The sequence below is a fragment of the Vibrio sp. 10N.261.46.E11 genome (assembly GCF_041472735.1).
GTDB lineage: Bacteria > Pseudomonadota > Gammaproteobacteria > Enterobacterales > Vibrionaceae > Vibrio.
Genome location: NZ_JBFRQW010000026.1, coordinates 25,171 through 42,845, shown reverse-complemented (window position 1 = coordinate 42,845; position 17,675 = coordinate 25,171). Strand labels below are relative to the sequence as shown.

Sequence of the window (17,675 nt, the reverse complement as noted above, 5' to 3'; positions counted from 1 at the left end):
TTTGGTTTATCCAGCGAGCGATAATTGGATATTGGATATTGGAGTAAGCAAGGTAAGGTCTTCTGGCGGTCGATTTAGGAACGCTTAACCTTTTTGAACATGTGATCAGAATCAAAAAACTCAGGCCAGTACATTTTCACATAGCCGCCAGCAACCCAAATCACCAAGATAGTCGCGATGGTTAATTCAAAGAAGCCGAATTTATGCAGCCAATACCATTGTGGGTATTCAGCACCGAAAAATGTGGTTAAGCGGTGCATAGCAATGGCGCTGATCACGGACGGGAAGGTGACGGCTGCAATCGAAGGTTGGAACTTCAGACGCATTAGACGGATGTAACATAAGTAAATCAATAGAGTCATGGTGATAGCAATGCCAGCCAATGCTCCTGTCAGAATCGGATCTGGGTTGTCGAAGTTCACCAAGTAAGCGGCTAAAGATAAGTTAACCGGAGCCGCCATGATTGCGAGTGTTGGTCTTGCTCGGCGTGGCAGGTTTCCTTCGAACACCAAGCGATACAACACCACTGGCAGCATGAGGAAATAGATACCGATACAAGTGGCCGCCAGTGTCTCTGAAAAAACGGTGTGTCCAAACTGTGTACCTGCTAAGGAACTGCTGATTAACCCCACCGGATACAGGAACCAACTCGGCACAATGTTCGACATTTTGAAATTGAGGATCTGGAAACTAAAGAACAACACCATCATGGTAAAATGCAACAACAACGCGCAGAACCAGACTGGATAGGCGATTATTGGAGATATCTCGGCGAGATAGTCACATAGAATCAATAACGCCATGCTCATCGGCGCCATTAAGCTTCCGCTAAGTGGATGGCGAATGTCATTGATGAAGGTATTAAAGCTGGTGAGATAACGAAGTAAAACAGGCAGTAATAACAGCGCACCGAAAGCAGCAAGGTAAGGGCGAATGATCTCACCAACCCCCGGGAGGTATAATGCCCAAGCTTGTCCTAGTCCAATTACACCAAGTGCTAAAGACGCCTGAGACGGTGGAACATTCTTTACTTGGGTTAATCTTCTCCAGTTCAACGACTTGCTCCACTTAGTTAAATGTAGAACGTATACTCTAATCAAAACGTTCAGTCATGCTCACAATCGGTGTTGTTAGGCTTGTAAATAATTTCGTGGATAATAGCAAGTTTAACGTTTGCTTTTAAGGTTTTGATTCGAAATTGATATATAAAGCGCGATGAAAGTGTTTTTGATTTTCTTGAGTGTTCTATAAATATTGAGCTTGGTTTGCTTATTGTAGTAGTGGAATTTGACTGTATTAGTGGAACTTAACGAGTTACGTTTAAGTCCCACATTTGAACTGACGTTTTCAATGCAATTAACGAACTTCCTCTTGCTGAGGGAGATCTTGCTGTCTTAGTTTCTCGTTTTTCAGCGTGCGGTTAAGTAGTTGGCTGTAAATTGGCTGACCACCTAACATCTGAGCAATGATTACCGCGCCTAAGCAGGTGATGATCAACGGTAAGATGAGGTAGTAGTTATTGGTCATTTCAATAACCAACAGTATGCCAGTGATAGGCGCTCGCACAGTGGCGGCAAATAAGGCGCCCATGCCGGCAATCGCAAACATACCCGGCTCTATGTTCAGTTCAGGGAAGAATGCCGCCGCGATAAGCCCAAATGCGTATCCAAAGAGTGTTCCTAGAGCAAGCATTGGTGCAAAGATACCACCCGGTGCACCAGAGCCGAAACAAAGTAGCGTGGTGAGCACGCGCCCTAAGAAGATTAACAGCAGCACGTTTGCGCTGTAGTTGCCATTAGTGATATTCGGGATGATACCAATACCACCGCCAGTCAACTCCGGTATATAGAGCAGCAATAAGCCAAAGCACCCGCCCAATAGGGAGCCTGTCATTAAGTAGCGTTTACGGTCATTCTTGTGTATTGCCACAAACAGGTCTTGCGAAAGTGTAATTAGCTTATTGAAAATCACACCAAACAGGCCGAACAATACACCTAACAACAAGAATAGCCACAGAGCATCCAGTTCAGGCGGTTGGTATTGAGGCATTGTGATAACGGCAGATTGGCCATTGATCGAACGAAATACAATATTGGCTGAAACCGCCGAGATGATGACGGCTTTGATTGAAATGAGTGAGTAGCGAAACTGCGGTCTCATCTCCTCGACTACAAACATGATTCCGGCGAGTGGTGCATTGAATGCCGCGGCCAAACCACCTGCGGCACCCGAAGCCAATAGTGAATGTCGGGCGTCGTCATCCTTGACTCGAAAGATATCGGTGACCATGCGACCAATACTGCCGCCCATTTGAACGGTTGGTCCTTCTCGTCCTAAAACCATCCCAGAACCTAATGCGCCCATACCGCCAAAGAATTTTACTGGCAATACTCTCCACCATCGAACAGGGCGCATACCGTCCATCGCCCCTTCAATTTCAGGGATGCCTGAGCCTGCTGCCTCTGGAGCGAAGCGGTGAACAAGGAAGTAACCAATAAAGGCAAATGCAGCACTAATAAGGAAAGCGGCGAGCCAAAGAGGTAAATAGCTACCGATTTCATCTTTAAGCCAATCGGTACGAGTTTCTGTGATGAAATGAACCGCGACTTCGAAATAGGTACCCACCACGCCAGCAAGTACACCTACAATACAAGAAAGAAAGAGAACGGAAGCGGGTGTCTTATCTCTTGAGAGAAATTGATTAATAGCATCCCTTGGCATTTTGGCTAATAAGGATTGCTTAATTTTCTCTCTTCTGGTCATTGAGATAAGGCTCCTGAATGGGTTGAGGCGGGTTCACCGTAAATTATACGCTTCCTCTACATATCCTATAGCAACAAAGATGAAAAGTTGAATTTCATTTATGGAATGCACGTGTTACATAAATGGAATCTATGGACAATAGTTGAATCGCCGTCACAATTTTGATCGATTCTCTGGTGGCGGCTTGAATATCTCCAAAAATGAACCATAGTTAAATCGTAAAGCAACATAACGAACCGCAAGGAGAAGTGAGGTTTTACACACAATTTGGATGGATTCAGAATAAAGTTTTAGTTCCTCGTTAAATGTTCAGGTCGATATTTAAGGCTTCCTGATTCGCGAACTCACGATTGAGTAACGAGGGTGAGGCGTACTGAGTAAGTACGCCTTTAGTTCGTCTGGAGTATTCCTTTTTCATAGTTCCCCCCTTTCTAGTGACACTCATACAACTTCTGGCCTAAATCATTCTCCGTATAAACAAGCGATTGGGGTCAATTTCTCCGTGATTGTGTATATACTCCTAAAAAAAGGAGAACTGATATGACCAAAAAAGTTCCTACAAACATAATTACGGGTTTCTTGGGTGTTGGCAAAACGACAGCTATTTTGAACCTGCTCAAAAATAAACCTGAGAATGAAAACTGGGCTGTTCTGGTTAATGAGTTCGGGGAAATTGGCATCGATGGCGCATTGATGACAGATCAAGGTGCTTTGATTAAAGAAGTACCGGGTGGCTGCATGTGCTGTACCGCTGGTGTGCCTATGTCAGTGGGTATTAATGCCTTACTACGCCAGAAGCCGGACCGTTTATTGATTGAACCTACAGGGCTTGGTCATCCAAAGCAGGTTATTGCGACGTTAACTTCAGAGCAATACACACCTTACGTTGACCTAAAAGCGACGCTAGGTTTGGTTGACCCAAGAAATCTGTCGATTGAGAAATATACGTCTAATCAGAACTTCAATGATCAACTGGACAGTGCTGATGTGATTCTTGGTACTAAGGTTGACCTTGTTCATTCTGAAGACATCGATGTGTTCAATGATTGGGTGACGGATCAAACGCCAGCAAAAGTCTTCCATAAGCTAATTCACGATGGTGAAGTGCCATTGGAAGTGTTGGACATTGAAAGAGTATACGGCAGTGCTTCCTCTCATATTGAAGCGCATCATCACGATCACGCTGAGCAAGAGCCTCAATTCCAACTTCCTCCCGGTGAAGCTTTCATCCGTAAAGAGAATAAAGGGCAGGGTTATTTTAGTTGTGGTTGGTTGTTTGGTGCAGAGCATAAGTTCGACTTCGATGCGCTATTCTCTATGTTATCGGAGCTAACGGCTGAGCGCGTGAAAGCCGTGGTAAATACTGACCAAGGTTGCTACGCGTTCAACGTGGCGAATCAAGTTGTATCTGTGAATGAAATTACACTGGACGGCTTTGAGTCTCGTCTTGAAGTGATTGACTCGCAGCTCATGCCGTGGAGCGATCTCGAGCAGATTCTACTCAAGCTGTGTGGCATCAAATAGCCCTGTTTTTGCTGTTTGAACCAAGGATCTTGGTGTTTACCTCGTTGAAGGCGGGATAAACACCAGATTAAATGAGAAAGTTTGCGTTATATCACGATAAATGTGAGATAAATCACTCTAATTACTTTATAGTGCTCGGCTGAAATAAGAATGTAGGCTGTCTGCTTAAGGAACCCGTAACAATGTCATTTTCCTCTCAAGGTTTTGCTCCTGAATTAGTCAAAGCGTTGACTGAGTGTGGTTATGAAAAACTCACTCCAATTCAACAAAAAGCGATTCCAATGGCTCGTAAAGGCCATGATATTTTTGCTACTGCTCAAACCGGTACGGGTAAAACAGCGGCATTTTCATTGCCTGTTATCCAACACCTTTTGAACAGCGGTAAAAAAGCGTCTAGAGGAACGGCTCGCGGCCTTATTCTTGCTCCAACTCGTGAGCTTGCTGCGCAGATCGCTCAAAACATTAAAGACTACGTTAAATACACGGAACTAAGCGTTTCAGCGGTTTACGGTGGTAACAAAATGTCTTCACAAGTTCGTCAATTAGAACTGGGTGTTGATATTTTGGTTGCAACACCAGGCCGTTTAGAAGAGCACTTAGAAGCGGGTAACGTGTCTATTGCTAACCTAGAATTCCTAGTATTCGATGAAGCTGACCGTATCCTTGATATGGGCTTTATCAATGCCGTTCGTAAGATCATGTTGGATGTGGAAACATCGCCGCAAATCATGATGTTCTCGGCAACGACTTCTACTCAGTTAAACCAACTGTCTGTTGATATTCTGCGTAAACCAAAACGTATCAGTGTTGAGCGTGAAAACTCAACGGCTGCTACGGTTGGTCACGTGGTGTATCCAGTTGATCAAGAGCGTAAAACAGAGCTACTTTCTGAGCTGATCGGTCGTAAAAACTGGCGCCAAGTGCTTGTTTTCGTGAACTACAAAGAAACAGCAAACGATGTAGTTAAAGAGCTCAAGCTTGACGGCATTAAAGCGGTACTTTGTCACGGTGATAAAGCGCAAAGTGCTCGTCGTCGTGCGTTGGATGATTTCAAAGAAGGCAGAGCACGTGTGATGGTTGCAACCGATGTTGCGGCTCGTGGTCTTGATATCGAAGACTTACCGCACGTAATTAATTACGACATGCCTTTCCTCGCGGAAGATTACGTTCACCGTATTGGCCGTACAGGTCGTGCCGGTAAGCAAGGTCACGCAATATCTTTCGTTAACCGCGAAGAAGAGCTGACTGTTGTTCAAGTTGAAAAACTGATTCAACAACGTATTCGCCGTGTTGAACAACCGGGTTATGAACCGAAAAAACGTGATGCTTACATCGAGAAGCTGAACACTAAATCGGCGTACAAAAACCGTCAGGGCCGTAAGAACAACGCGAACGAAGAGCCACAAGATCAAGCAAGCGCAGAACGTCGTTTGACTATGATGAAGCGAATTAAAAACCGTCGTAAGTAATTACGGCTGGTGATTGAAAAGAGCCACTGTTATGTGGCTCTTTTTGTTTGTATTGATCGCAATATTGTTTATTGTCATCACTGCTTCGTTTCAACCTCGCTTCATTTTAAGTCCGATCAAGAAACAAGAACTATTAAATAAAAATAAGTCGATAAGGTAATAATATGGATAGCGCACTACTTTGGGCTTTTATTCCCACGTTTTTCTTCGTGTCAATCACGCCCGGTATGTGTATGACTTTGGCGTTGACGCTAGGCATGAGTGTTGGGTACAAGCGTACATTATGGATGATGATCGGTGAATTAGCTGGCGTCGCTGTGGTTTCTATTGCCGCGGTATTGGGTATTGCATCTATTATGTTGAACTACCCGTGGCTATTTACAGGCTTCAAATTTGTGGGTGCAGCTTACTTGTTCTATTTAGGTGTCCAGATGTGGCGTTCAAGGGGCAAATTGGCGATCAGTACTGACAACCAAACAAACAAAGCCAGCAATGATTGGGATTTGGTGGTTCAAGGTTTCGTGACAGCTATTGCTAATCCTAAAGGCTGGGCGTTTATGATTTCTCTACTTCCTCCTTTCATTAACAGCAGTAAAGACTTAGCCCCACAGCTGTTGATTCTCGTGTCGATCATTCTGTTTTCGGAGTTTGTTTGTATGACTCTTTACGCGACAGGCGGAAAAAGCTTAAAACATATGCTCGGCAAGGCTGACAATGTGAAGTTGATGAACCGTATTGCGGGCACGCTGATGATGGGTGTTGGTGTGTGGTTGTTCGTGAGTTAACTGTGATTAACGGTATTGCGATTAACGAGAACGGGTAGAAAGATCCCCCGACTCAGTCGTTCCTCCTTCTCGAGGATGACGATGAGTTCGAGCGCTAGGACTCTTGTTTCAACCGAAGATTGATAGAATAGAAAAAGAGTGATAGGGCAGTTAGCCTTATCGCTCTTTTTGATTTTACTTAGCTAGCGAACAGAAACTAGATAACAGTAAGGTTGCTGATCTTAGCTAGATTTGCTTATTAAACCGCGATTTCACCGCCGTCTTCACGGCGAATTACAACCGTTGATGCTCTTGGGCGAACATTGCCTTGAGTTTGTGCAGTTGCATCGTCTGATGATGGCCAGTTTGCAGGGTGTTGAATGTTCACAAATAGCGATTTGAAATCTGGGCTGATGGTAAAGCCTGTTACTTCACAACCGTTTGGACCGACAAAGAAGCGTTTAAGCTGTGCTTGGTTGTTTGCATCAATCACCGCGCTGTTGCCGTTGTCATCCGTTAACTGAGATGGAACAACAGCCAGCATTTGATCGTTGGTGTAGCCTGTAACTTCATCTGCGCCGTTATCAGTCTGAATCCACAAGATGCCACGAGCATCAAACGCTAAGCCGTCAGGGCTAGCGAACTGGTTCATATCTGTTAGACCTGAGCGGTTGATAGACTTGTCTTCCACTGCAGGAGAGCCGAATACAAAGATATCCCAATTGAATTCGCTCGCAGTTTTGCCTTCATCCCAACGGATAACATGACCAAACTTATTGTTTACGCGAGGGTTCGCTGAATTGGCTTCTTTGCGCTTGTTGTTATTTGTTAGCGTTAGGTAAGCCGTACCTGTCATTGGGTCAACAGAGCACCATTCAGGGCGATCCATAGGGGTTGCGCCTACAAGGTCGGCTGCGCCTGCGGTATTAACGATAAGTGCTGCTTGAGAATCAAACGTATCACCTAGCTTGCCACCGTTGGTGGTTTTGCTGCTCAATGTTAATGGCAACCATGTACCTGAACCGTCGTCGTTGAACTTAGCGACATAAAGCGTGCCTTTGTCCATGTATTTGTCGCCCGTGCTTAGGCGGTTGCTTGGCTCAGCGTCACGCGGGTCCCATTTGGCTTCAGAAACAAATTTGTAGAGGTATTCAAAACGAGAATCGTGGCCAGAGTAGAATACGATCGGCTCGCCTTCGGTTAACTTACCAAACGTACAACCTTCATGACGGAAGCAGCCCAGAGCAGAACGTTTCTTCGCACGAGAGTTTGCTGTGTATGGGTCGATTTCAACAATGTAGCCGTGGCCGTGTGCTTCGTTACGGTAATCGTCCATTGCTGACTCACCTGTTGGCGTCACATCAAAGCGTGCAAACTCGTCTAAGCGTTCTTGTTTGTTACCTGAAAGCGTGTCCCAACCGTACCGTGTTTTGTCCGTCGCGATGCCGATACGTTCTTGAGCTGGTGTTGTTGTACCTTTATTGACGAAGTAACCCGGCCAGTTCTCTTCACAAGTTAGGTAAGTGCCCCATGGCGTGTAGCCATTACCACAGTTGTTCAGCGTGCCGCGAGCTTGGCTGCCGTCTTGTGAGAACTTGGTTTTGGTAAATTCACTGTGAGCAACAGGGCCAGATAGATCCATTACGGTTGCGCCTGTGTAGCGGCGGTTCAGTGGATCGTTATCGACCATCACCCATTGGTTGCCTTCAAGTTTTACTCGAACAACACTCACGCCGTGTGCGTTGATCTCTTTGCGTACTTCATCAATGTTAGGACGAGTGCCTTCATTGTATGTCGGGCCATCAGCGTGCAGTGCTTTTTGGTCGATGTATTCGTGGTTGATCACCAACAAGCCGTCGTTACTGTTGCCATCAAGCGGGAAGAAGTGCATGCCGTCGTGGTGCATGCCCAGTGAGTTTGCTTGATCTTGTGCGTTGTTGGTTCCATCTTTTAACCAAGCCTTGCCTTGCTTGTTCAGTGGGGTACCCCAAGGAACCAGAACTTGTGCCGTGTAGCCTTTCGGTACGACAACACTGTCAGTCAATGAGCCTTTAACCGATTCAAACGCTAGAGTCGCGGTGCTTTTCTGCGCGCCTGTTGCTTGGATTGTTGCGGCGTTAGCTGTGCTGTGACCCGCTAAACCAAATGCGCCAAAAGCGGTCATTGCACTGATGCCTAAACCGCCTTTTAATACGTTTCTTCTTGAAAGGTTTGCATCTAGAACTTCTTCGAAGGGTTTGTTGTTACTCTTGTTAAAACGAGTGTTATCAAATGTTTCCTTGCTCATCGGGGCTGCTTCCTGTTGGCTGACTTCATTATTCGTGATTCATGCGTAACCAAGCTATGTTTTGATGAGTTAATTGCTTGGTTCAATGTGTGACCAATCGTGAAGCAGTTAAGTGACAGATTTTTATAGTTTTGATTAAGGTTTTGTTTCTGCAGCACGATTTTTGCCATTAAGACTCTCGTGCAATATAAAACTCTTGGGGATTAGTATAGAACTGTGTATAAATGCTTTATCAAACGAAAAGAGAGACAGTTATGAAATTAGATAAAATCGAAAACAAAAATCGCCGCCTTCGCAAGAAATTATACCTAGGTGAATTCGCGATTCTGGGGTTTGAAGTGAGCTGCAAGACATCGATTGCTGATTTTGACCAATACGATGTGTTCATTGACGAGTTCATTGATTTTATCGACAGCATCGGTCTGTGCTTTGGTGGCGGTGGTTTAGAGCTGTTCGAAGGTTTCTTATGTTCAATTGAGCGCTACCGTTCAGTAACAGAAGCAGAACAACTGCAAGTTGCACAATGGCTTGAAGCTCGTGCAGAAGTAAGCAAAGTGGAAGTTAGCGAACTGATTGACGCAAACTACGCGTTCTAATTTGATGTTGTGTTGTTAGCTTTGCTTAGAGGTCTACACGGCTTTTAGAGCGAGAAAAAATACACAAAAACAGAGGCCGAATCGGTATGTCGATTCGGCCTTTTTGCGTTTGGTCAGCTCAACACCAGACCTCGGATTTCGGGTGTTGTAGGTTTCTTCGATTTAGAACCTGTGCTACTTATCCAAGGGGGAGCGACTAACTTGTTAGAGTGTTTGAAGCAGAATTGGAAATATGCGCTTTTCAATTCGTCCCGTGACTTATACCAATCGTAGTAAATAACTGTTCATCTTAGCTGGTTAAAACACTCGATAACATCGTTAGAAATTTTGATTGTAGAATAACTACTTATCGAAAATTTCTGCCTTGTTCTCAAGCATTTTTCCTGCGCTATTTATGATCACTGACTTACTGTGATTGGTATTAGTGCTCTTTACTTAGTGTCATTTTCTTCGTTCACTTTTGCATAGAAGTGCAGTAACTCTGTGAGTTCTTTTACCCAACCAAATGCTTCTGTTGGTGCTTTCAACAAAATTTTCTCGACTTTGTCACAGTGAGTTTCAAGGCTGATCGCTTGCTCAAGGTTGAACGACATTGCATAGAAGTGCCAAAGCAATAGGCGAGTCATGCGTTCGATGTTTTGTTGTGAGTTATCCGACTCACTAAAAGCAAGATTCACTTCACTCAGCGCGATTGCAGTCATTCGTAACATCGCATCAAACTTTGCTGATTGCATACGCTCTTCATTGGTCACTTCTTCCTGTTCGAACGTAAACAGTTCCGTCATTGCATCTTCAGGGACAAGGCGATGAATCATTCTTAAACTAAATTCTTCTAGTTCTTCACGAGGCATGTTGTTTAAGCAAGTTAAAGTGTAATCGCGTTGCATGGCGTTCTCTTGGATGAGCAAAAAGGTCGGACAGTTTAATGGAGAAGCGAGCTTAGAAAAAGCAGATTTTAGATAGCCTACGTTTGAAGGCTTATCTACGTACTATAAACTCTAAAATCGATGATTAGGGAAACTGTACGTAGGTTTGAACGCAGTATCAGGCTTTGCTATGGCTTGGAGGTTGATACTGCATAGACTGGTCGTTTCTCATGAAAATATTGCTCGCGACCAAGCTGCCGATACAAATCGAACCAAGCGCTAACCAAGTCATCGTATCCGGAATCTCGTTGAACAGTGGAATTGCCAGCAAAGTTGCAACGGCGGGTGTTGCGCTGCCAAAAGCGGCTGAGCGTTCAGCCCCTAGTGTATTAACAGCGTAGAGATAAGTGAATGCTGCTATTAAGCCAGCACCTACGCCTTGCACCGCTGAATGTACGGTAAGTTCAGTTACTGGCCATTGAGCAATTGGTGTGCTCACCAAATGACTAGGGAGGGTTCCTGTAAGGATAAGGACTAGCAATAGCAAAGTAGAACAGAATGAAATGAAACCTGCACTTAAAAGCGCATTAAGATTGGCAACACGCGCTGAGATGGTAAAAGTCGCCCACATCAAGCTGCCACATAAAAACAACAAGTGACCTGTGGTGTGTTCAAAGTTAAAGCTGCTTAAGCTACTTCCCAGAAACAACAATATCCCAAGTAAAACCAGACCTAAGCCAACGACGCGGTGTCGGCTAAGCGGCTGCTTAAAAAAGAGTACCGCGATCCCTGTTACGAACAGAGGAAGCGTTCCCGGAACTAAAGCACTTCCGTGTGATACCGGAACGAACTGCATGGCTGTTCCTGCAACGAGTAAATAAGGTAACCCGCACCCCACAAACATACCGGCCAAGTATCGATTCGGGACAGCAGCGATCGTGCTACGTGCTTTCCACACCAAAGGTAATAGTGCCAATGCTGGTATGAGGAATCGAGTCAGTGCGATGTCTGCAGGTGTTAAATCTGAATTTGCGCCGCCTTTAAGAGAAAGGAAAAAGCTCGCCCAGATGAGCAGAGTGACAGTAATAGATAAATAGCCAAGCTTCATAATAATTAAGGAAAGTGAATGATGACTAATTATCGGGTACTTGGTGTGCCACAGGTTGGCAATTTTTGTTCTAAATCGAGAGATGGTTGATTCTTTCTGCTAATGTTTCCTTAATTATTAACGAATTTAACTAATGAACGGTATTTGCTATGGATCGGATTGATAGGCATCTTCTTGAGTTGCTTCAGAAAGACGGCAGGCTAACCACCGCTGAGTTAGCTGATGAGGTTGGCTTATCGGCTTCACCGTGCGCGAGGCGCATCAAGAGACTGGAAGAAAAAGGGATTATTGATGGTTATCGTGTGAGCCTGTCACGAGAACAGGTAGGCATCGTAATGAGTGTGTTTGTTGAGGTGAGCTTAAACAACCACCAAGAAGTGTCGATTGATAAATTTGAAAGTGCGGTTGTCGAGATGGAAGAGGTCATCAGCTGCCACGTTGTATCTGGGGCTTATGATTACTTGTTAGAAGTTGTGAGCCCTAACTTGATGGCGTACGAGGCATTTACTAGAAAGCTACAGAGACTCTCCAACGTAAAAGACATACATACCCATCTTGCGATAAGACAGGTGAAAGGTAATGCGCCACTTCCGGTTTATACCGATTGAACAGAAGTTAAGATAATGCATGTCGGGGTAGTGAGCTGAAAAAGAAAAGGTTTGATTGTAGAGAATATAATTTGTCGTTAGCAATGCTCATGACTCAATAGCAGATACGCAACAATAAAAAACGGAGTACCTCGTGAAAGGTACTCCGTATATGATAGGTGCAAAACTTAGTGATACTTAAAGTTAGAGATTGAACAATCCCCAGTTTGTGCGTTGATTCTGAATGAAAAAGCATGTGAATGATAATCCACACCGTCATTCCAAATCGTCTCTCCAAATATCTTACATAGCTCTAGCTCACTTACTGAACCGAACTCTTCCATGTGTTTAGCTACAGACATAAGTTTACTTCTTATCTCTGCAGTCCCTTCCGTGTTACTCAAGCAGTTGAAAGCCATAGTTTTTTGCATATTACCTAGCCAAAATATTTCTTGTTATTAAGTTATATGAAGATTCATGATAACAATTTTCTGGCATTTGTAAATCTATTTTGTGATGAATATCTCACATGGTCGCTTGCATTGGTCGAAAGTTGAACTTTGTTGTTGATAGTTAGCACATTACTTTTACAACTTATTGATAAAGCTTTGATTAATTATTTGTCTGAATATTATAGGTGGGGTGAACATATTTATCGGAAAAATCCAGTCGAATAAGTGAAAAAACCTAGTAAGTATTTCCGTTTGGTGTGTCGTTTATCGGTTGGTTTTTGTGGCGAGCTTCGTCTATCATCGTTGCTTCTTTTCGGTATTTTGAAGACAGCTGACGGAATTTTTTACTGAGTGTATGAAGATCTTTCGAGAGTGATTTTGAGCTTTGTACGTGTACTTGTGCACTTTCTGTTTGACGCGGTAGTCTTGCTTTATCACAGTGTTTAGCCATGGTTTGCCATGAATACGTTAGAGATTCAACCTCATCTAGTTCTGCAGACACAATGTATGCCTGTTTTAATAAAGCCTCAGAGACATCATAAGCGCTATTCATATGACTATTGAGCTGCACATTAAATCTTTGTTCGTACTTTGCCCAAAGCCCGATAATCTGTTCTTCGTTGAAGTGTTTAGATAGAAGCGTTTGTGATTCATAGGTCGAGAGAACTTGGTTAAATTCTTCAGTGTATTGATTATAGCGTCCTTCAAATGAGAGCTGGCGATCTAACAGTGTTTGCCAGTTTTCACGTTCACAATGGTTTGCTAACGCGATATTTGTACTCAAAGGTACACTTATAATGACAACCTTCCCCCAAAAATTCATGATTTCCCTCTACTTACTCGTGCTCTATTAAGAGTATAGATGAGCAGCAGCATGAGTTGATGTACACTTGAAATATACCTAAAACGAAAGAGCTGGTGGATTTGATGAAAAAAGCGCTGATCGCTTTACTTGTGTTATTAATCTTGGGAGGAGGGGCCGCGTACTACTTCTTTGTCATGAAGACAGATCCAATTCCACCAGAGAAAGAGGAAGAGGCAGTTGTAGAAGCGACGACACAATCTGATTCTGATCTTACATCCCTCATAGATCCCCAGCCTGGGCTAGAACAGACTGAGTTCTACGTTTTGGATAGAAAACTTAAAGTGGTCGAGCAGCCCGAAATTGATGGTTTGATAACTGACTACCTTTATAAGGGCGAAAAGGTCGAGCTATTAGAGAAGCAAGGCGAATGGGCTCGTATCTCTGACTATATTGTTTTAGAGGAAGGTGGTCCACAGACGGCGGAATGGATTTCAATGTCTGGGCTATCTAATGATGAAGTGATTATCTCTGAGCAAGAAAATCGAGAGATATTAGATTCATACTTGGCTAAGTCCGATGATCTGAAGGTTCATCAAGAGAAGTTCCGTAATACGGTAGCTAAACTTATCTCTGAAGGGAAGTGCGACCCAAGTGATTTTGAAGAGTTAGGCGGTTGGGTCAAATCAGTTAAATACAGCAACCGAGACGTTTATTTTATCTATTGTGCTGGTTTGTCCCTTGAAAATAAAATTTATCTAGATGTAAATACTAATGAAACATTTACGAATTAGGATCCGATTCCTAGAGACATATAATTTCTGGCAACTCACGGCGAGATTTCGAGGGTGACCACGCTCCCAGAAGGCTGCCCCTTCTCTTTGAGGAACAAGCGCAATGGCTCCCTTAATCTTAATAGCAGCGTGACACGCTCTCGTGTCGTAAGGCCCATCACCAGACACCTCAAAGATACTTCGGCGTGTTTGTTTCAGTAAGTTCGGGAGGACTTCTCCATCTGTAACCGTTGATAGACTTAGCTCGGCGGCAATGATCTCATGAGTGCTTGTATCGACGGCAATATGAAGCTTTCGCCAGACTCTACGCTTGCCATCTGTCCCGTGCTTATTCTGTTTGCTTTGCGCCCAACTGATTATTGCCTCTTAATCAATCCAAAAAGTCAGAGAACCACCTTAATGAGTGATTGGTTGTATTGTTCAAACTGGCTTGCGGCGTTGGTGATAGAGAAGCGCAACCAGTGAGATAGGTCAGACTACCCAGTAGTAATAACGCGGATAGGGGGCGGTGTGTGTTCATGCTGTCTTACTCTAAGGTATTTATCTATAGATATACCTAACAGCGAGTAAATTGGAGGTGAAATGAGTGTTTGGTTATTGATTAAAATTGGATATGGATATGGATATGGGCTAGTAAAAGGTTTATGAAAGAGTTTCTGAAAACATAAAAGCCACTGAAATCAGTGGCTTTCTAGGCTTGTCCGTTTTATCTAATCAGGTCATACATGGAAAGTGCTGACCTCATCCCCCTCGAATAGCAGGCTCTATTAAAAGAATGGAGTGACATCAATTTCAGCCTTTGTAGGAGAAATTGCTTTTACAATCGTATGCCAGCTGTGTTTTAAATCCACATACTTGACGTCAATGAAACGTTTATTCTTTCGTGAATAGAAGCACTTAACGACAGGCTCAACAGGAGCATCATCATTCGATGACCATACAATTCCAAGATGGCTATTACTCAGCTCAACGATCGCCCCTATAGGAAAAATACCAATACAATTAATAAATTTGTACACCAATTGTCGGTCTAGGTGATTAGGTGTCATGCTTAACATGATTTTAAACGCTTCCGCTGGGCTCATTCCACGCTTGTAGCAACGGTCAGCCGTTAATGCGTCATAAATATCGACGATACAAGCCATTCGGCCGTGCTGCGGTATTTGCTCGCCTTTTAGTCCGTTGGGGTAACCGGTACCATCTAATTTTTCATGGTGCATTAAACAGACATCACGGCTAATTTGACTTAAGCCTTCTATTTTACTGATGATAGGTTTAGCAAATACTTGATGTTGTTTGATGTGAGCGAACTCCTCCTCGGTTAAGCGAGAAGGTTTGTGTAACACCTTATCATCGATATGCACTTTACCAACATCATGGATAATCCCACCAATCGCCAAAGGTTTTAATTGCTCTTTACCAAACCCCAAATGCTTGCCAAATGTGACCAAAAGTGTAGCTACGTTGACGGAATGTTCAAGCAAATAGGCATCTTTCTTACGCAATGCAGAAACACACTGTAAGGCGTCTGAGTTGATCAGAGCTGATTCTATGAGCTCATCTGCCCAGCCATCCAGTTCGTCCGCCACAAACGTATGCGAATCAAATGTTGCAGTAATAATTTTCTGAGCAAGCCCACGCGCTTCTTGGATGATCCGTTCTGCATTTTTTTGCCTGACTTCTCGAGACGCTAATTTGCTAGGAGAATTCTTACTGCTCTTTTGTGGCCCCTTTGTCGTTTCATCATCAGGTACTGGATGAAACTCGCAACCTTTGGCTGAGAGTTTCTTGTCAACCCAGACATATTGAATGCCTTTATTAACTAATGTATCGATTCCTTTCTTTGAAGACACGCGTCCAGCGTTAGATAAATAAACACGTTCACTTTTCTGAATTGATGTAACAAACATTCCCACAACCAATGTGTCTATGGAAATTTTTACTGAGTCTTTAATGTCGAACTGCATTACATCCAATCAAGTGTTGTCGAAAACAATGTGATTCTAATCCAATTTCGCGACGAATCTAGTCAAATTGTTGATTTATTTACTCAAAATATCCAAAGTTACTGGTTAAAGACCGAAATTTCACCGAGTTATGCTTTGATCTTAGCGATATTGCTTACAACGATTAAGTGGCAGAGTCGTAGCTAAGCAAACTAGCTGTTCGTTACTAAGCTTCTTTTCTAATCGAAGTGTCTATCTAAAGGGCTCTGTAGAAAGCCCCTTTGTCTTATGGATGTGACTAAAGAGGTGAGGTAGGGAGGTTGCCGCTTATTAAGAAAAAGACAAAACGTCAGATATTAAAAAAGCCACTAAAATCAGTGGCTTTTTAGAGTCAACCCATATCAGAATGGATTAAAATTAGCTGATAAAAGTTGACGTACTCTTCGATTCTTAATCGATTTCTTTGTCTTTACCCATAGATAAAATCCAAAGGGATACGGCGGCAACACCTGCAAAGCCACCAAGTACGATAACTGGCATGGCGCTGTAACCTAGGATGTGCCAAATTACGCTTTCTAAAGTACTCATTCAATCGCTCCTTATTGCCAGCCTTCAACGCCGTGCATGTCTGGTAGTTTGTGTGCGATGCCTTTGTGACAGTCTACACACGTTTTTTCACCAGAAGCTAGCGCTGTCGAGTGTTGTTTCGCACTACGAGGGCTCTGCTCTGAGAAGTCCATGTAATCGAACTGGTGACAGTTACGACACTCAAGTGAATCGTTCTTTTTCAATCGAGCCCATTCGCGTTCTGCTAGGTGAGCACGACGTGCCTTGAACTTTTCTTCAGTATTGATGGTTTTCGCAATAAAGTGTGCGTATAGCTCTTTAGAAGCTTGAACCTTACGAACAATTTTATCTGTCCATTCATGCGGTACGTGACAGTCTGAACAGATAGCACGAACACCAGAACGGTTTGAGTAGTGAATTGTTTCTTGGATTTCAGCAACGATAGGTGCGTGACAGCCAGAACAGAATTCTTCTGTGTTGGTTGCTTCCATACCCGTGTTGAATGCACCCCAGAACAAAAGACCGCCCGAGAACCCCAAGAACAAAACAACGCCTACCGCTGCTTTACTTGGTGTTGCGAGTCTTTTCCAAAACGCTTTAAGTAATTTTATCATATATAGCCTCTCTTACAGTCCGGCTACGATTAACGCAGTGAATCTACAGGTTTGAACTCGTTCTCAACTAGCGGTTTAGCATTAGCTTGAGGTACGTGACACTGTAGACAGAAGTAACGACGAGGTGAAACATCAGCAAGTACCGCATCTTCGCGGTTCATGTAGTGAGTTACACTTACTTTAGTTGCACCCATTTCTTTAGCGTTTTTCCAACTGTGACAAGCAAGACACTTGTTCGCGTTAAGAGACACTTCATAGCTACGAATACTATGAGGTACTAAAGGTGGTTGGTATACGTAATCACTCTCTAGTACTTGGTCGCGTGGAAACTTTTTAAAGTCGTCAGCTGCGCGAGTTGCTTCTAGTTCACTTGCACCACGTAGAGATTCTACGCCACCAATGCCGCCTGGGTTATCCAGCTCAGCTTGAGCTTGAACTGCACCAGCTAGTAAAAGACCAGCTGATAGTAGGGCAGTAATCAGTTTTTTCATGTTAATTTCTCCGCCTAAAGGCTAATTCTTTGAGAGGACTACTTT

The 17,675-nt window shown here is 43.6% G+C and carries 17 protein-coding genes and 1 pseudogene; 6 read left to right on the top strand and 12 right to left on the bottom strand.

The window, feature by feature from the left end; translation table 11 throughout:
- Nucleotides 1–74: 74 nt before the first annotated feature.
- Together AB4407_RS09050 and clcA are read right to left on the bottom strand one after the other, a co-directional pair.
- Nucleotides 75–1,055 (bottom strand): TDT family transporter, encoded by a 981-nt coding sequence (locus tag AB4407_RS09050; protein WP_372120311.1) that lies wholly within the window; start codon nt 1,053–1,055, stop codon nt 75–77.
- 301 nt (nt 1,056–1,356) lie between these two features.
- Complete coding sequence (clcA, locus tag AB4407_RS09045; protein WP_029225590.1) at nt 1,357–2,763, bottom strand: H(+)/Cl(-) exchange transporter ClcA; 1,407 nt, start codon at nt 2,761–2,763, stop codon at nt 1,357–1,359.
- Nucleotides 2,764–3,303: 540 nt separating this feature from the next.
- Here clcA and AB4407_RS09040 point away from each other — a divergent pair.
- The 3 genes from AB4407_RS09040 (at nt 3,304) to AB4407_RS09030 (ending at nt 6,541) form a co-directional block, all read left to right on the top strand.
- The gene (locus AB4407_RS09040) at nt 3,304–4,287 is read left to right on the top strand and encodes a GTP-binding protein (RefSeq protein WP_017097495.1); all 984 of its coding nucleotides are present in this window, start codon (nt 3,304–3,306) and stop codon (nt 4,285–4,287) included.
- 182 nt (nt 4,288–4,469) lie between these two features.
- Nucleotides 4,470–5,756 (top strand): DEAD/DEAH box helicase, encoded by a 1,287-nt coding sequence (locus AB4407_RS09035; RefSeq protein WP_012600498.1) that lies wholly within the window; start codon nt 4,470–4,472, stop codon nt 5,754–5,756.
- A 164-nt stretch (nt 5,757–5,920) separates the two neighbouring features.
- On the top strand, nt 5,921–6,541 hold the full coding sequence (locus AB4407_RS09030; protein ID WP_372120310.1) for a LysE family translocator: 621 nt from the start codon (nt 5,921–5,923) through the stop codon (nt 6,539–6,541).
- 238 nt (nt 6,542–6,779) lie between these two features.
- Here the strand turns inward: AB4407_RS09030 and AB4407_RS09025 are convergent, their stop codons facing one another.
- The gene (locus AB4407_RS09025) at nt 6,780–8,807 is read right to left on the bottom strand and encodes a PhoX family phosphatase (RefSeq protein ID WP_372120309.1); all 2,028 of its coding nucleotides are present in this window, start codon (nt 8,805–8,807) and stop codon (nt 6,780–6,782) included.
- A 254-nt stretch (nt 8,808–9,061) separates the two neighbouring features.
- On the opposite strand from AB4407_RS09025, the gene AB4407_RS09020 reads away from it, so the two are divergent.
- Nucleotides 9,062–9,403 carry a YggL family protein gene (locus tag AB4407_RS09020; RefSeq protein ID WP_048606344.1) on the top strand — a complete coding sequence of 114 codons (342 nt, stop codon included), beginning with the start codon at nt 9,062–9,064 and terminating at the stop codon, nt 9,401–9,403.
- Between the two features lie 431 nt (nt 9,404–9,834).
- Here the strand turns inward: AB4407_RS09020 and AB4407_RS09015 are convergent, their stop codons facing one another.
- Together AB4407_RS09015 and AB4407_RS09010 are read right to left on the bottom strand one after the other, a co-directional pair.
- Nucleotides 9,835–10,290 (bottom strand): exoribonuclease R, encoded by a 456-nt coding sequence (locus AB4407_RS09015; protein ID WP_372120308.1) that lies wholly within the window; start codon nt 10,288–10,290, stop codon nt 9,835–9,837.
- A gap of 157 nt (nt 10,291–10,447) precedes the next feature.
- Complete coding sequence (locus tag AB4407_RS09010; protein WP_372120307.1) at nt 10,448–11,377, bottom strand: DMT family transporter; 930 nt, start codon at nt 11,375–11,377, stop codon at nt 10,448–10,450.
- Nucleotides 11,378–11,526: 149 nt separating this feature from the next.
- Between AB4407_RS09010 and AB4407_RS09005 the strand changes: the two genes are divergently transcribed.
- Nucleotides 11,527–11,985, top strand: a complete 459-nt coding sequence (locus AB4407_RS09005) for an Lrp/AsnC family transcriptional regulator (RefSeq protein WP_372120306.1) — start codon at nt 11,527–11,529, stop codon at nt 11,983–11,985.
- A gap of 167 nt (nt 11,986–12,152) precedes the next feature.
- On the opposite strand, the gene AB4407_RS09000 is transcribed toward AB4407_RS09005, so the two are convergent.
- Complete coding sequence (locus AB4407_RS09000) at nt 12,153–12,395, bottom strand: hypothetical protein (protein WP_372120305.1); 243 nt, start codon at nt 12,393–12,395, stop codon at nt 12,153–12,155.
- Between the two features lie 256 nt (nt 12,396–12,651).
- Nucleotides 12,652–13,239, bottom strand: coding sequence for a hypothetical protein (locus AB4407_RS08995; protein ID WP_372120304.1), 588 nt, complete (start codon nt 13,237–13,239; stop codon nt 12,652–12,654).
- A gap of 95 nt (nt 13,240–13,334) precedes the next feature.
- On the opposite strand from AB4407_RS08995, the gene AB4407_RS08990 reads away from it, so the two are divergent.
- Nucleotides 13,335–14,012, top strand: coding sequence for an SH3 domain-containing protein (locus AB4407_RS08990; RefSeq protein ID WP_372120303.1), 678 nt, complete (start codon nt 13,335–13,337; stop codon nt 14,010–14,012).
- A 3-nt stretch (nt 14,013–14,015) separates the two neighbouring features.
- On the opposite strand, the pseudogene AB4407_RS08985 reads toward AB4407_RS08990, so the two are convergent.
- The 5 genes and pseudogenes from AB4407_RS08985 to AB4407_RS08965 form a co-directional block, all read right to left on the bottom strand.
- Nucleotides 14,016–14,351 (bottom strand): annotated as a pseudogene (locus AB4407_RS08985) (transposase); the annotation flags it as partial.
- A 428-nt stretch (nt 14,352–14,779) separates the two neighbouring features.
- Entirely contained in the window at nt 14,780–15,979 is a 1,200-nt protein-coding gene (locus AB4407_RS08980) for an HD-GYP domain-containing protein (protein WP_372120302.1), read from the bottom strand.
- 429 nt (nt 15,980–16,408) lie between these two features.
- A complete protein-coding gene (locus AB4407_RS08975) occupies nt 16,409–16,546 on the bottom strand; it encodes a TIGR02808 family protein (protein ID WP_372120301.1) in 138 nt (45 codons plus the stop codon).
- 11 nt (nt 16,547–16,557) lie between these two features.
- The gene (locus AB4407_RS08970; protein WP_009845456.1) at nt 16,558–17,139 is read right to left on the bottom strand and encodes a NapC/NirT family cytochrome c; all 582 of its coding nucleotides are present in this window, start codon (nt 17,137–17,139) and stop codon (nt 16,558–16,560) included.
- Between the two features lie 29 nt (nt 17,140–17,168).
- A complete protein-coding gene (locus tag AB4407_RS08965) occupies nt 17,169–17,630 on the bottom strand; it encodes a nitrate reductase cytochrome c-type subunit (protein WP_372120300.1) in 462 nt (153 codons plus the stop codon).
- Between the last annotated feature and the right edge of the window lie 45 nt (nt 17,631–17,675).

Bases quoted from the DNA above. Each gene is read 5' to 3' on its own strand.
- AB4407_RS08975 (WP_372120301.1), bottom strand. From the start codon at position 16,546: ATGAGTACTTTAGAAAGCGTAATTTGGCACATCCTAGGTTACAGCGCC.
- AB4407_RS09005 (WP_372120306.1), top strand. From the start codon at position 11,527: ATGGATCGGATTGATAGGCATCTTCTTGAGTTGCTTCAGAAAGACGGC.
- AB4407_RS08995 (WP_372120304.1), bottom strand. From the start codon at position 13,239: ATGAATTTTTGGGGGAAGGTTGTCATTATAAGTGTACCTTTGAGTACA.
- AB4407_RS08970 (WP_009845456.1), bottom strand. From the start codon at position 17,139: ATGATAAAATTACTTAAAGCGTTTTGGAAAAGACTCGCAACACCAAGT.
- AB4407_RS09000 (WP_372120305.1), bottom strand. From the start codon at position 12,395: ATGCAAAAAACTATGGCTTTCAACTGCTTGAGTAACACGGAAGGGACT.
- clcA (WP_029225590.1), bottom strand. From the start codon at position 2,763: ATGACCAGAAGAGAGAAAATTAAGCAATCCTTATTAGCCAAAATGCCA.
- AB4407_RS08980 (WP_372120302.1), bottom strand. From the start codon at position 15,979: ATGCAGTTCGACATTAAAGACTCAGTAAAAATTTCCATAGACACATTG.
- AB4407_RS09030 (WP_372120310.1), top strand. From the start codon at position 5,921: ATGGATAGCGCACTACTTTGGGCTTTTATTCCCACGTTTTTCTTCGTG.
- AB4407_RS09035 (WP_012600498.1), top strand. From the start codon at position 4,470: ATGTCATTTTCCTCTCAAGGTTTTGCTCCTGAATTAGTCAAAGCGTTG.
- AB4407_RS09015 (WP_372120308.1), bottom strand. From the start codon at position 10,290: ATGCAACGCGATTACACTTTAACTTGCTTAAACAACATGCCTCGTGAA.
- AB4407_RS08965 (WP_372120300.1), bottom strand. From the start codon at position 17,630: ATGAAAAAACTGATTACTGCCCTACTATCAGCTGGTCTTTTACTAGCT.
- AB4407_RS09025 (WP_372120309.1), bottom strand. From the start codon at position 8,807: ATGAGCAAGGAAACATTTGATAACACTCGTTTTAACAAGAGTAACAAC.
- AB4407_RS09020 (WP_048606344.1), top strand. From the start codon at position 9,062: ATGAAATTAGATAAAATCGAAAACAAAAATCGCCGCCTTCGCAAGAAA.
- AB4407_RS09010 (WP_372120307.1), bottom strand. From the start codon at position 11,377: ATGAAGCTTGGCTATTTATCTATTACTGTCACTCTGCTCATCTGGGCG.
- AB4407_RS09040 (WP_017097495.1), top strand. From the start codon at position 3,304: ATGACCAAAAAAGTTCCTACAAACATAATTACGGGTTTCTTGGGTGTT.